Annotated in this window: 15 protein-coding genes; 5 read left to right on the top strand and 10 right to left on the bottom strand. The window is 37.5% G+C overall.

The features are described from left to right. Window positions 1-64 precede the first annotated feature (64 nt). The 7 genes from IQ236_RS08645 to IQ236_RS08615 all read right to left on the bottom strand — a co-directional run bounded on the left by IQ236_RS08645 (window position 65) and on the right by IQ236_RS08615 (window position 7,070). Complete coding sequence (locus IQ236_RS08645; protein WP_193868883.1) at window positions 65-880, bottom strand: dienelactone hydrolase family protein; 816 nt, start codon at window positions 878-880, stop codon at window positions 65-67. A gap of 68 nt (window positions 881-948) precedes the next feature. Beyond that, window positions 949-2,628, bottom strand: a complete 1,680-nt coding sequence (locus IQ236_RS08640) for a DAHL domain-containing protein (protein ID WP_193868882.1) — start codon at window positions 2,626-2,628, stop codon at window positions 949-951. A gap of 79 nt (window positions 2,629-2,707) precedes the next feature. Continuing rightward, the gene (locus tag IQ236_RS08635) at window positions 2,708-3,766 is read right to left on the bottom strand and encodes a cytochrome-c peroxidase (RefSeq protein WP_193868881.1); all 1,059 of its coding nucleotides are present in this window, start codon (window positions 3,764-3,766) and stop codon (window positions 2,708-2,710) included. 6 nt (window positions 3,767-3,772) lie between these two features. After that, complete coding sequence (locus IQ236_RS08630; protein WP_193868880.1) at window positions 3,773-4,231, bottom strand: QcrA and Rieske domain-containing protein; 459 nt, start codon at window positions 4,229-4,231, stop codon at window positions 3,773-3,775. Between the two features lie 187 nt (window positions 4,232-4,418). Next, complete coding sequence (rsmH, locus tag IQ236_RS08625; RefSeq protein WP_193868879.1) at window positions 4,419-5,339, bottom strand: 16S rRNA (cytosine(1402)-N(4))-methyltransferase RsmH; 921 nt, start codon at window positions 5,337-5,339, stop codon at window positions 4,419-4,421. Window positions 5,340-5,365: 26 nt separating this feature from the next. Further along, the gene (locus tag IQ236_RS08620; protein ID WP_193868878.1) at window positions 5,366-5,800 is read right to left on the bottom strand and encodes a hypothetical protein; all 435 of its coding nucleotides are present in this window, start codon (window positions 5,798-5,800) and stop codon (window positions 5,366-5,368) included. Between the two features lie 7 nt (window positions 5,801-5,807). Continuing rightward, window positions 5,808-7,070: an AAA family ATPase gene (locus IQ236_RS08615; protein ID WP_193868877.1), complete on the bottom strand. Its 1,263-nt coding sequence runs from the start codon at window positions 7,068-7,070 to the stop codon at window positions 5,808-5,810. Window positions 7,071-7,567: 497 nt separating this feature from the next. Between IQ236_RS08615 and psb34 the strand changes: the two genes are divergently transcribed. Then, window positions 7,568-7,735, top strand: a complete 168-nt coding sequence (psb34, locus tag IQ236_RS08610; RefSeq protein WP_193868876.1) for a photosystem II assembly protein Psb34 — start codon at window positions 7,568-7,570, stop codon at window positions 7,733-7,735. Between the two features lie 227 nt (window positions 7,736-7,962). Here psb34 and IQ236_RS08605 read toward each other — a convergent pair whose 3' ends face one another. Both IQ236_RS08605 and IQ236_RS08600 read right to left on the bottom strand, forming a co-directional pair. Continuing rightward, window positions 7,963-8,202 carry a hypothetical protein gene (locus IQ236_RS08605; protein ID WP_190522417.1) on the bottom strand — a complete coding sequence of 80 codons (240 nt, stop codon included), beginning with the start codon at window positions 8,200-8,202 and terminating at the stop codon, window positions 7,963-7,965. A 179-nt stretch (window positions 8,203-8,381) separates the two neighbouring features. Continuing rightward, window positions 8,382-9,749, bottom strand: coding sequence for a hypothetical protein (locus IQ236_RS08600; protein WP_193868875.1), 1,368 nt, complete (start codon window positions 9,747-9,749; stop codon window positions 8,382-8,384). 338 nt (window positions 9,750-10,087) lie between these two features. Here IQ236_RS08600 and IQ236_RS08595 point away from each other — a divergent pair, with 338 nt between their 5' ends. Then, window positions 10,088-10,621 (top strand): photosystem I reaction center subunit XI, encoded by a 534-nt coding sequence (locus IQ236_RS08595; protein WP_190522413.1) that lies wholly within the window; start codon window positions 10,088-10,090, stop codon window positions 10,619-10,621. 1,115 nt (window positions 10,622-11,736) lie between these two features. Here the strand turns inward: IQ236_RS08595 and IQ236_RS08590 are convergent. Beyond that, the gene (locus IQ236_RS08590) at window positions 11,737-12,294 is read right to left on the bottom strand and encodes an NUDIX hydrolase (protein WP_193868874.1); all 558 of its coding nucleotides are present in this window, start codon (window positions 12,292-12,294) and stop codon (window positions 11,737-11,739) included. Between the two features lie 153 nt (window positions 12,295-12,447). Between IQ236_RS08590 and IQ236_RS08585 the strand changes: the two genes are divergently transcribed. From IQ236_RS08585 to IQ236_RS08575, 3 genes are all read left to right on the top strand, one after another. After that, on the top strand, window positions 12,448-13,911 hold the full coding sequence (locus tag IQ236_RS08585; protein ID WP_193868873.1) for an AMIN domain-containing protein: 1,464 nt from the start codon (window positions 12,448-12,450) through the stop codon (window positions 13,909-13,911). A gap of 126 nt (window positions 13,912-14,037) precedes the next feature. Next, window positions 14,038-14,271: a hypothetical protein gene (locus IQ236_RS08580; protein ID WP_193868872.1), complete on the top strand. Its 234-nt coding sequence runs from the start codon at window positions 14,038-14,040 to the stop codon at window positions 14,269-14,271. Further along, the gene (locus IQ236_RS08575) at window positions 14,268-14,678 is read left to right on the top strand and encodes a PIN domain-containing protein (RefSeq protein ID WP_193868871.1); all 411 of its coding nucleotides are present in this window, start codon (window positions 14,268-14,270) and stop codon (window positions 14,676-14,678) included. The genes IQ236_RS08580 and IQ236_RS08575 overlap by 4 nt, the downstream gene beginning before the upstream one ends.

Here is a 14,678-nt window from a genome sequence, read left to right as displayed (position 1 = left end):
TGATTAGAAACCGGGTTTCTGACGAGATCGGTTTTAATCTGTTAAATTCAGAAACCCGGTTTATCTAAAAGATTTCGTTAAAAAATAGTTTCATGGCTTCAAAAGAACGTCGATCAGAATCGGGATTATAAGCAGTTCCTTTAGAGGGATCATTCCCCGCTTTGGGATTCGTAAAACTATGAACAGTTCGCCCATAACTGATCATTTGCCAATCCACATTTCCGTTCCTCATTTCCTTCTCAAATGCCATAATATCTTCTGGAGAAACTAATGGATCATCCGCCCCATGTAACACTAAAACTTTACTTTTAATTTGTTTTCCATCCTGGGGATTGGGACTATCTAAACCGCCATGAAAACTCACAACCCCATCAATATCAGCACCACTTCTTGCTAATTCTAAAACCGTTGTTCCTCCAAAACAATAGCCAATAGCAGCTAAATTTTGAGGATCGGTTTGAGGTTGTTTTCGGAGTTCTGCTAAAGCAGCATTCACTCGTTCTCGTAATAACGCCCGGTTACTGCGGTAAAGAGTGGCTTGAGTTCGGGCTTCCTCTGCGGTTTGGGGTCGTATTCCTTTACCATAAATATCCGCAGCAAAGGCGACATAACCGAGGCGTGCGAGTTGTTCTGTGCGACTTTTAGTATACTCATCTAACCCTTTCCATTCATGTACAACTAACACCCCTGGACGTTTCCCAGTTTGTGAAGAATTGTATGCTAAATATCCTTCTAAAACGGTATCACCTTGTTGATATTCGATGAGTTGGGTTTGTAACGTGTTGGGGGTTTGGGCGGATGTTAGGATTGTCCAAACGGGAGTGATTAAAATCCCAATCACGAGAAGAATGAATAAAGAATATTTTTTGAGGATGTTCATAAGCCAGTAGAGCAGAAATGAATGAAAGTTGTGTTTATTATACGCATAATCTTAGAACACATTGCCATTTATTTTCGTTTTAAAATTAAAAGGGTAATATCATCAAATTGTTTTTGGTTCCCTATAAATTCTTTAAGATCTTCAATCACGGCATTTTGAATTTGGTGAGCCGAATTGCACCAATGACAACGGATAACTTCACACAATCGATTTAGTCCATATTGTTGATTATCAATATTACAGGCTTCAGTAATCCCATCGGTATAGAGAACAATCCCATCTTCGGGTTTTAATTCCATATAAATCTTACTAATAAATTGAGTAATTTCTTCATCTAAACCAATGGGGAAACCTAAATCAATAGTGTCGATGCGTTGAAGTTCACCTTCCCTTCGCACGACTAAAACTTCCTCATGTTGTCCACTAATCATTAATAAGCCTTCTGTATAATTCAGAATAGAAAGGGTTAGATTTTTATCAGTATTCATGCGTTGTATATTTTTATAAAGGGTTCGGTTTAAAATTGTGAGAAATTTTACGGGATCTGATTCTTGAGTTTCTTTTAAGGTACGAACTGCGGTTTGCGTCATTAACATTAAAATGCCGCTTTCTAATCCATGTCCAGTGACATCGCCAATTCCAATTGTAATCACTCCATCGGTGTCTAAAATATCATAATAATCTCCTCCCACTTCATCAGCAGGTTCCATATATGCAGCAATATCGAGAGTATTAATAGTTTGCAGTTCTTCAAGTTTAGGAAGAATCATATTTTGCATCTGTTTTAAGATATTCAGTTCTGCAACCATGCGGAAGTTTTCAACTTGAAGTTGTTCGTTTAATTCTGAAATATGTTGATTTAATTTAGCAATTTTTTGATTAGATTTAGTTAAATTTTTAATAAATTGATAACCCCCTATTAATATTCCTAGCAAAAACCAAATATAAGTTAAAAATCGATATAAGTTTATTTTAGTTAAAGCTGTTTTATAAGATTGTATATATACTTTTTCTAAATCCCGATCCACGTCTGATAAAGAAATATTTAAAAGCTGATTTGTTAACTGATCAACTACAGGTTTATACTGGAGAATAATTTCTGCATGAGTGATCGCTAATTTTAAAGGAAATTCTATTTCTAAAGTTGAAGATTCTTGTTGTAAAGTATGGAGATTTTGAATTTGCCCTTCTATCTTCACTTTCAGTTCTTCATCAGGGGTTAGATTGTAAAGTAATAGATCATACAGCAAATGATTAAGAGGAGCTTCTAACATTTTAAATTGAGATTGCTTTTGAAATTCTGGACTGGCTTTTTCGATGAGAAATGGAAGATAACGTAAAGAATTTTTAAGTGCAGAATTCTTAGATTTAAACGTTTCTAATCGTGCTTCTTTCTGCTCCATTAATTTTTTTTGTAATTTTAAATGATTCAAAATTTCTTGTTTAAATTCTCCTTGAACAAAACTGGGAATGGATTGCAATTGATAGTGTAAGAATTTTTGTTGAGATATAGATTGCACTAAAAAGTCATAGGAAAAGAATAGTTCATATCTATCTCTCAAAATTTCTTGATTTAATTTTGCCTCGGTTGATTCTAATTGTAAAATTATGTTATGATAGGCTTGGTAGGTCGCTGAATCTAAAGAAAAACTTTTACTAATCCCCCAAGCTAAAATTAGTAAAAACAGGGTTGTATTGATCACAATATTGCGTGGAATTTTGATTAACATTTTTAAGCTAATACACATCTAAATGAAATTATTATAAATCACCAAAACTCAATACCTGAAACCGATCTGCATTACAACTTTTAAATTCACAGGTAGCTTATTTCGGTAACTCACCAGTTAATGTATTTAGAAATTGAATGATTAAGTCAATGTCAGTTTGGGGAATTTCACGACCCAGTTGATACTGAGCCATCAATTTAATGGCTGCGTCTAATGTTGTAACAGAACCGTCATGGAAATAGGGTGGAGTTAAAACAATATTTCTCAGACTGGGAACTTTAAAAACGTGCAGATCCTCTAGGTTCCGTGTAACATTATATCGACCTAAATCTGCCTTAGTAATGGCAGGTTTTTCACCAGAAATGTTCGGTTTTCGATCCTTAAAATAATCTCCAAATAAGCCCAAATTTTGAAACATATTACCTCCGAGCAGTATCCCTTGATGACAAGCGATGCAACCATAAGCTTTAAATAAACGGTATCCTTCCTTTTCTTGATCGTTAATACTCTTTTCATCTCCTCGTAAAAATTTATCAAAGCGAGAATTAGGTGTCAAGAGAGATTGTTCAAAAATAGCGATCGCCGATTTGAGATTAGTGGGTGTCATTCCATCAGGATAAGCTTCTTTAAACTCAGTGATATAACTGGGAATTTTTTGTAATTTATTCATCAGTTCAGACCAACTTGCATTCCCCATTTCGGGAGAAAATAAAGCATCCTGAATTTGCTCCTCTAAACTATTAGCACGTCCATCCCAAAATTGCTTAAAATTATAGCTACTATTAAATACCGTTGGGGCATTAATAATACCTTCATTACCACCCATTCCGATTGAATGAACTCGGCGATCTATGCCTCCATTATTAAATTGATGACAGGTGACACAAGCAATACTATTATCTTGAGATAAACGAACATCATAAAATAGTTTACGTCCTAACTGAACTTGTTGTTGATTCAGGTCTACATGAATCGGAATCGGTTGAATGGGTTCTTTCCGCAATTGAGAACTATTTGAGGAAGGAATAGCCACAAGTTTAGCGGTTTCTTGGGGTTTATAGGATTGCCAGAACCAAGCCAGTAGTCCACAGATTAGCCCTAGAATAATTAACAAAAATGTTTTAAAAAACCGAGATTTTAATGGAATTTTAATCATTTGATTTTAACCCAATTTAACGAAAATAGTTTGATTTTCAATTCGGGCTGGATAAGCTTTTAGCGGTTTCACTGTTGGCCCTTGAATAATGCCTCCCTCACTATTAAACTGAGAACCATGACAAGGACAAATAATCGTTTTAGAAGTAGGTTCCCACCCCACAGAACAACCTTGGTGAGGGCAATTAACATTGAATGCTGCTAGTTTTTCTGTATTAGGATTACGAATGACAATTAACTGATGTTTAAGGTCAAGAATTTGTCCACTTTGCGCTAATTCTTCTACGGTTCCCACCTTAATAAATCCATCAGTAGGGGTGTTTGAAATCGGTTCGGAATTTGATTGTGGTATTTGGGTTGGGGACTTAGAAGAGGTCAAAAATTGAGAACAAGCCCCAATAATAATAGGAATTGAGGTTGCTAAAGTACCCAGACTTAAGCGATTAAAAAACTGACGACGATTCATAAAATTTTATACTGAATTGAACTGGGTTTAACATCGGTTAGAAACTCACAGGTTTTTGATTAACCTGTTAAGGCTGGCTATCAATATTATAAATTCTTTTAGTAGAAATAATCACCTTGATTTCAAGGGCTAAAATTAACCCTTGAGAATTAGACTCTTGAAACGAATTGAACCGTTAGATCATTTTCTAAGATTCGATCAGCTTTCGTTCTGCTACTCTTAATTTTGCGGAACGAGAACGGGGATTATTGTTTAGTTCATCCGGTTGAGGTTGAATCGGTTTTTTTGTTAATATCTGTAAAATCGGAGAATCTTTTAACCGATGTTTAACGATTCTATCTTCTAAACTATGAAAACTAATAATCCCAATTCTGCCTCCTGGTTTTAACCAATATTGGGCTTGATCTAAGAATTTTTCTAAACACGTTAATTCTTGATTCACCGCAATTCTTAGAGCTTGAAACACACGGGTCGCAGGATGAATTCTTCCGTGGCGATAACTCCCCGGAACACAACCTGCGATCGCATTTGCTAAATCCGTTGTAGTTTGAAACGGCCGTTTTTCTATAATACGTTTAGCAATGCGTCTTGATAATCGTTCTTCTCCATAATGATAGAAAATATCCGCTAATCGCTTCTCATCCCAATGGTTAATAATCTCCGCCGCCGTTAAGGATTGTTGTTGATTCATTCGCATATCTAAAGGGGCAGTATGACGAAAACTAAACCCTCTTTCTGGCTGATCAAACTGATAGGAACTTACCCCTAAATCGGCAATAATACCATCAAATTGTTTTCCTTTGGGGTTATATTGAGCAAAATTTCCTTGCCAAAACTGTACTCTTTCTAGTAGAGAGGGTTCCGTTTGTTCAAATTTAACACGGGCAGCCACGATCGCATCTTGATCTTGATCAATTGCCGTTAACCGGATATTCTCTGCTGCTTGCAACAATAATAAACTATGTCCGCCACCCCCTACGGTCGCATCCAAATATTCTCCCCCCGCACGAATTTCTAACCCCGCAATTAATTCTCGACTCAGTACGGGAATATGGACAAAGAAGGGTTGAGTGTTTTCTTTTAACGCTTCGATTTCAGACAATTTCATTATTCCTAATTTCAACTATAATAATATTAGCTTAAACAATAAGTATAAGTTCTATTCTTGACTTCTAATGTAGCATTATATTTCTTTTTAAAATCTCGCTTAAAATTTTGAATGTCAGTTCCGGCTAGAGGACATCGGGTTGATATAATAATACAAACCTTTTCTTGTTTGGCTGGATCATCAGAGAGTTTTTTGATTGTTGCTTCTAGTTGTTCAATGGCGTGCAAAATTTTAGACCCTTTAAGCTCAATATAGATTTCTAATGTTCTTTTGATATCTTGTTTATCAGGAATAACCAGATAATCACAACGCTGACCTTCTTTAATTGCACATCCATCAACCTGAACTACACAAACTTTAAATTGATTCGGATTTTCAATAATAATTTGACTCTGATTTTCTTTACGAGTTATTCGTTTATCAGATACAATTTTTTCGCACTCTGGAAATCGCTTTTTCATATCGCGCTTAAATCAAGTCAAGAAGTTGATCAAATTCAATGGCTAATTCTTCGGAAACAGAGTCAATAATATTAGTATCAATTAGTCCCGTTTCTTCAGATATAATCGATTGACATGAACCATCCATCAGAGAATAAACAGCTACATCTTCTGTGAATAAAGCTTTATAACGAGGAACAATGGTTTCTAGCTTTTCAATCACTTCAGGATTAGCCTCTTGATAAATTAAACCGGCTTGGAGTAAATTGTTAGTTGCGGTTAAAATATAGGGGCTATGGGTGGTAATAAAAAATTGAAGACCATCAGGGTTAGAGTTAAACACAGTAGCGATTAACTCAACAATATGTTTTTGAGACACTGGAAAAATGTGTGCTTCGGGTTCTTCAATATATATCGTCTGACCTCCGCCAATAGTTGATAAAAATGGTATTGTCGATAATAGAACAACTAAAGGAAGTGTTTCTTGTTGACCGGATGAACAATTAGAAATAATGATTTTTCTTCCATCTAAAAATTCCAAAAAATATTCTCCTTTTTCATAAAGATATTTAGCAGCTAAAATTTTTTCGACTAAGGGTTGTATTTTCTCTTCATTTAGTTGTTTTCGCTGTTCTTCAAATTCATTTATTTCCATCATTCTTTTTATGAATTCATACAATGACCCAAATGTTTCAAGGAATGGATCTAATGATTTTTGAGTTGACAAAACAGAAAATACATTTTTTTGTATATATGCAAAAAATGAACGAATCGCTGGAATAAAAAATTGAATAAAAGTAGATTTATTACCTACATTTTTTTGAAAAAAACTCATCATTTCTATACGAGTATCTACAGCAAATTGTGAAGGATCAGAAATGAGTTCTTCCAAATTTTTATCTGGCTTTTTACGGTAAAATTTTCGTAATTCTGAAAAAGTATCTTTATAACAATCAGAATAAGTAAGTAAAACGGAAAACTTATTTTTACGGGAGATTTGGATAAAATGAGCGTTAAGTTTATATCTCAATATAAAATCATGCTCTCCCCAGAAAATGGGAGGAAAATAATGTTTAAACTTAGCAGAGTAAGATGAATCTAATTGACGCTTTGTTTGGTCATTTTCAACGGCTTTAAGTAGCTCTGTAATAAACTCTTTAAAATAAAATAATAATTTTGCACAAACACTCTTACCACTGGCTTGAGGGCCAATCATAATATTGATCTTCTTAACCTCTATTTCTAAGTGTTGAATTCCGGCAAAGTTATCGATAATTAATTTTTCAACCATTGTTCAGCCTTTTATGAGCAGTCACGTCAATCATTGTAAGGTGTAGTCTGTGCATAGACTTTTATCAATAGATATAAATTAATAAAATGGCGATCATTAACCCCCCAAGCTAAGAAACCGGGTTTCTCAGGTAACTTCAGGGAATAGAATCAGAATTTTTGTTGAGAAACCCGGTTTCTGGGGAAGTACAGAGCCTTGTTAGCTGCTAAGAAACCGGGTTTCTCAGCTAATTTAAGGGAATAGAATCAGAATTTTTGTTGAAAAACCCGGTTTCTGGGGAAGTACAGAGCCTTGTTAGCTGCTAAGAAACCGGGTTTCTCAGGTAACTTCAGGGAATAGAATCAGAATTTTTGTTGAAAAACCCGGTTTCTGGGGAAGTAGGCTGAAAAATCCCTTGTGACTAACATCACCTCAGTTGTTGAGTCAAGTCACTGTTACAATCTTTAACATTGCGTTACATTTATTTACATACACAAGCGAGTTCAAGGAAAAACACCATGTACACCACCAACGAAAACGGAATCCTGAATAACTACGCCATCGAACCCAAAATGTCTTATGCTGAGTACCCCTCACCGGAACAGCAAAGTCGCTATGCACTTCAAGGCGCTGCTGCTGTCCTCCTAGTGACGTCTCTGCTCCTGATTGCTTTTGCTGCCTCTTAGACAGCCATCAGCAATTGTCAACCTCAATATTACGATTCTTTAAACTGCCGAATCAATAGGCAGTTTTTCCGTATTCAAGGGTTTAAGTCAGCTAGGTTAAGATTTGGACTGGTCAACAATTGTTTATCAAAAAATTCAATTAAAACATAGAAAACCCACCGCAACATAGGCAGAGGGCTTCACCATGAAAGTAATTTAATCATACAGAGGGTGGCTTTTTGTAGCCCTTAATCTTCATCCCAATAAGTTTGGTTATAACCAAGTTTTGTTGCTGCATCACGTTCCGCTTGGGTTAATTCTTCCCAATATTTCTCATTAGAATTAGGAGCGTCAGAGTCTTCTTCCCAACTTGCTTCATTCCAACCTAAAGTGACCCACAACCCTTGCTCAACATCATTCAAATCTGTCCAACTCAAATCATCCCAAGTGTCACCTGGATTACCTTCAATTTTCCGAATCGTTGACATACATGACCTCACTAAGTTTTAAACACTTGCTGCGTACAGCTTGTCCTCAATTCTACAAGCACCTGACACAGAACTTTTGACTTTTTCCCTAAAGGAATTTTTCATCAATTGTGGTAACTATTCCCCGGCTTAACGGCGCTGTTCGCACAGTTGCGACTCAAACGCCATTAAGGATGGGATTAATTCAGATGACGATAGGCTTCAATCCAGGTCGTTTTGTTGGTCAATTTTCCGAATTTCTTAATATCATCATCATTCATTTGTTCTCGAACAATTGATTTTAGTTGGTTAAGAGATAAATCATCCGGGTTGAGTGGTTCTAACCCAAATGTTGTCAACTCTTCAGTGTTTTGACTCTCCTCCTTAACCGTTGTTTGTTGACTGTCTGGGATATTTTGATTGTCCTCCTGCACCGTTACGGGTTGACTGTCTGGGATGTTTTGACTGTCCGGTGCAGTTAAAGTTTGGGTAGTATTAGAAACCTCAACAATTGTGACAGTTTCAATCGGTTCATGATCCGGTGCCTGTTCAATTTCCCGTCGTTTAAATTCCACTTCCCTTAAAGCTTCTGCCTTCATTTTTTTAGAAGCTTTAAAAAAGTTGGGGCGTTCCTCTGTGGGTTCGCTTAACAATTCCACAAATCCAAATACATCTCTGTCGGGTAGAAAACGGGCTTTTAACTCTACAAAATAAGTTTTAGCTTGTTGTTCTTTTTCGAGTTTAGGATTGAATCGAAAGGGTTTTACGGGTGAATCTCTCCACAAAAGTGGCGCATGGGTAGCCTTCATGAATTTAACCTTCCGAGAGGCTTCTGCTTCTTTAATCCACGCTAATCTATCTTTAGTAAAATTTCTAAAGACTGAGATACAAGGCGTTCTGCAAACGGGTATAAATTGCCATAACCCGCACAATCTAAACTCAAAATCTTTTAATTCTGAATTGAAGGGATGTTCTTTTTTTGTGGGAATAGAGGAGATAAACCCTGATAATTGGAAGGCGATAATATAAGGTTTATCCCGACCGGGAAAGTGTAAAATTTTAGGGTACACGATTAATCTTTGAGTCGTGTTTCCTGTGGCTTCAATTTCCTTTTTAAGGGCTTCGTAAGCAAATCGGCGTCTACCGGGAATATAAAATAACCGATATTCCTTATCTCCTATCTTAATCGTAGACACATCCCCTAAATTAACTTCACCTTTGATAATACCGATGGCTTGGAAGAGGGACTCATTTTTAGGTTTAGGTTCTTTGGGTTCCTGGGGAGTTTCAAGTTCTGTTGAGGGTTGGGGTTCAACTTTAACCTTGGGTGCAATTATTTTCTTGGGTTTAACGGGTTCTGATGCTACTTGGACTTCATCTATTTTCTTGGGTTTGATGGCTTCTAATTTTACGGGTTGTACTTCATCAGTTTTTGATTCAACTTCCGGCTCGGTTTCTATTTCAGTCTCCGGTTCCAACTTAGCCAACAATTGCTGATACATTGCCTTTTGCTTGGGGTTGGTAGCCGTGGCAATTAATTTTTTGATTTTTTCTATTTGTTCAGTCATTTGCTATGCTTTGATCAACTGGTAACATTTCTATTATCTCCCAATCTCTCAACAAAGGGGGATATTTTTTTGAAAATATTTCTAACAAGAACTGAGAACCCCAGAGACAGAAAGGTTAAAAAATGACATAAAACTTTACATTCCCCAGGAACCTTTAATCCAGCAAAACCCCTATCCCTGACCCATAAGCTATCAGGTAGCCCACTAGCCATCTTTTTTCTAGGGTCAACCTATAACTCAAGAGAGATTATTTTATATGGCTTCTGGAAGATGAATTAAGGCCTAAATTTCTCTAAATTGGGTTTAGGTAATCCTATAAAATTACGGAATCAAAGATTATGGTTCAAATCGTAGAAAATATTCAACGTTCTAATGATCGTCCGGGTGATCCCCGCAACCGTGAAGTGGTTCATGCTCCCTATGATGATCCGCAAATTGGTAATTTAGCAACCCCGATTAATTCTTCTGCGTTTACCAAAGCATTGATTAATAATTTACCCGCTTATCGTAAAGGTTTATCACCCCAACGTCGGGGGTTAGAAGTGGGTTTAGCTCATGGTTATTGGTTATTAGGCCCCTTTGTAACTTTTAATCCTTTACGAGATACAGCAGTAGGTTTAATGGCGGGATTATTTGCCACCATTAGTACCATTTTAATTTCCACTTTTGCGATTTCTTTATATGCAGCTAGTGATCCCCCTGAACCCCTAGCAACGGTTACTACACCGAACCCTCCCGAAGCGTTAAAAACATCAGAAGGATGGCATGAATATGCAGGGGGATTTTTAGTGGGTGGTGTCGGTGGAGCTTTAGTTGCTTATGCAATTTTAGCAAATTTGGATGTGTTTAGAACCATTTTTAATATTTTATAAACCAGTTACGGGAGTAGAGCCAATATTGGAGTAAAATCAAATAGCGATCGCTCCCGATTTTTTTTACAGCATGGGTTAATTTGGAGTTGGTGCGTGTGCTCTGCTTACGCACCCTACATCATGATTACTTTAACGATTTTTATCCTCTTTCTTAAGATTGATTTAGAATATTCTACAATTATTCCTCTAGTTAGTTGAAAATCAGGTGGGTATTTTGTCATCTTATATACAGATGACTATCGCTGACTCAAAAAGTCCCCTATCTTCGGATGGGGGATTTCAATTTTTATCCTTAATTTTACTTTAAATATCAGATTCAATCTTTGTGGGGATACTGTTCCTTTAAAGCTAAATCTAAATGATGAGAACGACTTATTTCATAAGCTAGATGATGATGAGTAGAATAGCTGTTAAATTAGAGAGTATAAGGTAAGTACCGGATGGAAGTTATGCCGCTGTGTTCCATTGTTGCAAACCGAAGGAGAGCGAACTGTCAGGGATGCGAACGGTACAATTATAGGTCAACTTAAACGGCGTGGAGTTTTTATCGCTTCCTCCACTTGATTACGGTCAAAGGAAGGCTAAACCCTTCATCAGAGCGGTCTGAGATCGTAAACGTTACGGGTTGATTTTAAAACGCAATTATACAGAAACAAAACCCGTCTGAGTTGGTTACAACTGAGGCGGGTTTATGAGTATATAATAGAGTGAACTACCAACACTTCTCTACGAGTAAGTGTTGGCTTCTGATTTCTTAGCCCGATGCCCTTTCGCCTTACGGTTATCCGGTCTTATGATCGCTTAAACCTCTGATTCGCTCTATAGTAGAAACTGATTACTAATGATGAATAAACAAGAAAATTAACAAGAAATTGATAATTTAAAGCAAGCTACTGAATATTTAAAAAAGCTTTAGAAAGAAATCAAGGGTTATTGTAAGCTAGGTCATATTATGTCGGAATTATTCAATGATGAATGATCAGAAAATAGAGATACAACCCCTGAAAAAATTACTCGTAACCGCAATAAAATTAAGCAAGAATGGGAATAAATTAGAAGCATGAAATTATAAGGTTTTGCCTATTAATCTAACCCCTCTATTTCAATCAACCACCCTAGTTAGTTGCTTGTAAATAATTTAAACCTAAAAACAGAGCAGCCACCGAACCCGCTACACAAATTTCTCCGGTTTGAATTTTTTGCAATACCATTTCTATGGGAATCAAAACGACTTCAATCTCTTCTGTAATATCCAGGGAAGTTTTTGATAACAATTTAACCGGATTGGCTAAAAATAAATGCACCGAATTGGTATCTTTAACTGGATTATCATATAACGTTGCGAGTTTAACCATAGACTCTGCCATATAACCGGTTTCTTCGGTTAATTCTCTTAACGCCGCTGCTTCTGGAGTTTCTTTTTCGGGATTAAATGCGCCTGCGGGTAATTCTAATAAAATTTGTTCAACGCCATGACGATATTGACGCACAAAAACAATTTCCTGTTGTTCGGTAATGGGTAAAACTAACGCAATATCCGGTCGAACATGGATAAAAAAATCATCAATAATAGTTCCATTCGGTAACTCAACCCTATCCTGTCGAATTCTGCACCAAAGATGATCAAACACAAAATAGGAGCTTAATCGTTTCCATTTTTGAATCAGTTTCATGGGGGTTTGAGATCTATAATCTTATATTCCATCCTTAAAAGTTTGCTACATATCTGTATCGTGTAGAGACGCGCCATGGCGCGTCTCTACTTGCATTTTGCCCTTAAACGTGCTAATAAAACTTGCATAAACTAGAGTTTTCATGCAGAAACCATGCAACCGCAAAACTTCAAGCAACAATTTAAGCAAACTGTACAAACGTTAGTCGCCTCCGATGTACCCGCGTTGTATGGAAGTCTGCTGTTGAGAACTTCTAGTCTTGTCGCTGCTGTGGCTATCACAACCGCTTACCCCTTAGCGGTACAGGCGGCTATTTTGGGAGACTGGAAAATTGACCCGAACACTGGAATTGTGGAGGTTGAACTTCCGGCTGGTAATAAACCCCAGGTATCCGCTTATAATATTCCCCCTCGTTTAGTCCTCGACCTTCCGAATACAGAAGTTAAAGTTCAGATTACAGAAAACTATGAAACCGGGGTTGTGCGTCAAGTTAGTTTAATCCAAACGAAACCCAAACAAGCGCAATTAGTGGTAGAGTTTGCAACAGGGATTACGATTGATCCAGAAGACTTAGATTTACGACAAATTGGCATTGATAACCTCTGGGTATTGCGTCCGACACTGCAAACCTTACCCCCAGAAGAACCCCCCACCCCTACGAATGTTGCGACGACTCAACCCCAAACAACTTCAACTCGGACCCAGGTAGCACCCTCGACCACCCCTCCAACCTCTACAACGGTTAAACCGCCAGAACCCCCTAAACCGCCTCAATATTCTGTCCGTCAATACGACCCTCGACAGACGGCTTTACCCAACCCTCAACCGATGAGAGACTCCCGCTTAGAGATTGTGCAGGTTCCCGTTAATCAACCGACTCAAGTGCAGGTGCTTCCGACGATGACACCCCCACCGCCACCTCCTCAGACGGTGGTATATATCCCTCAAACACCGGGTTATCGTCCTCCGGTTCCCGTTTCTGAAACCGTGGTCGTTGTTGCACCCAATGCTCAATTCAGTAGAACAGAATCTCTCCCCCAAGCGGTTCCCTTTGGTCAACCGTTACCTCCCTCAGTACCGCCAGGAACACCACAATCTTATTTTAATCCTAGTCCGTCAGCAATTTTGCTCCCGACGGGAACTACTTTAACGTTACTTTATCCCACGAAAGATCAAGTCCGTCTGACCCGTCGTTCAGAACGTCAGGATGTGTTGTTATTACAAGGGGGAATTGTTGATAGTTTGGGCAATTATATTGTGCCACCGGATACGCCAATTGTAGGAGAATTTGAAACCACTACAAAAGGCAGTCGATTTATAGCTCAAGCCATTAATTTAGACGGTCGCAGCATCCCCATTCAAGGTCAATCTAACTGGATTCCAGGGTCTTTAGAAGTCAGTCCTGAACGGGTGGGAATTGGGACGGGTGCAGGAAGTTTAGCGGGATTTCTAGTCAGTGGATTTACCGGAATTGGGGCGTTAGTCGGTGCAATTGCAGGTGCTGGAATTGGTCTGGGAACCTCCCCCTCACCCACAACATTACAACCGGGTCAAATGATTTCAATTCAATTAACTCAAGATCTCACAACTCCGAATTTTTTCTTAGTTAATCAATAGTTAGATTTGAGATTTGTGATGCTATTTGTTCTGAAGATGATCTAAAAATTCAGGGTTGAATCTGTTTATACACAGGTTCAAAATTGAATTAGATATAATTGAATAAATACAGAGTAAAAATCAACCATGAATTTACAAGAATTAAAAAATGCCGCTTATCAACTTCCCGTTCATGAACGGTTATTATTGGTAGAGTCTATTATTCATTCACTGTCTCAAGAATTGCGTCCTCGTCCTGATGTTCCCTCTGGAATTACAGAACGTCTGCGGGGAATTTTAAAAACAGATATAGCTCCACCTAATGATATTGAGGGAGAAACGCTAAAAGAAGAATACTTGACGGAGAAATATTTAAAATGAGAGTGCTGCTAGATACTAATATTATTCTTGATCATTTACTGGAGCGAGAACCTTTTGCTGATGAAGCCAACCGTTTAATTAATGGGATTGAACTTAAGCAGATTCAAGGTTATATGACGGCAACAACCTGCACCGATATTTTCTATATTAGCCGAAAAAAACAAGGGAGTGCTTTAGTTAAACAAGCATTATCTGAACTGTTGAGGCTCTTAGAGGTTTGTACTGTTGATCGAAAAATAATAGAAATTGCCTTAACGTCTAATATTAGTGATCTTGAAGATGCAGTTCAACTCGCTTGTGCACTGAATGAAAACTTGGATGCCATTGTTACTCGTGATTTACAAGGATTTGTTAACTCCCCAATTGCTATTTTATCCGCAGGAGAAGTATTAGCTCGTTTATCTTAA

Source organism: Planktothrix mougeotii LEGE 06226 (assembly GCF_015207485.1).
GTDB lineage: Bacteria > Cyanobacteriota > Cyanobacteriia > Cyanobacteriales > Microcoleaceae > Planktothrix.
This window is presented reverse-complemented; position numbering and strand designations above follow the sequence as displayed.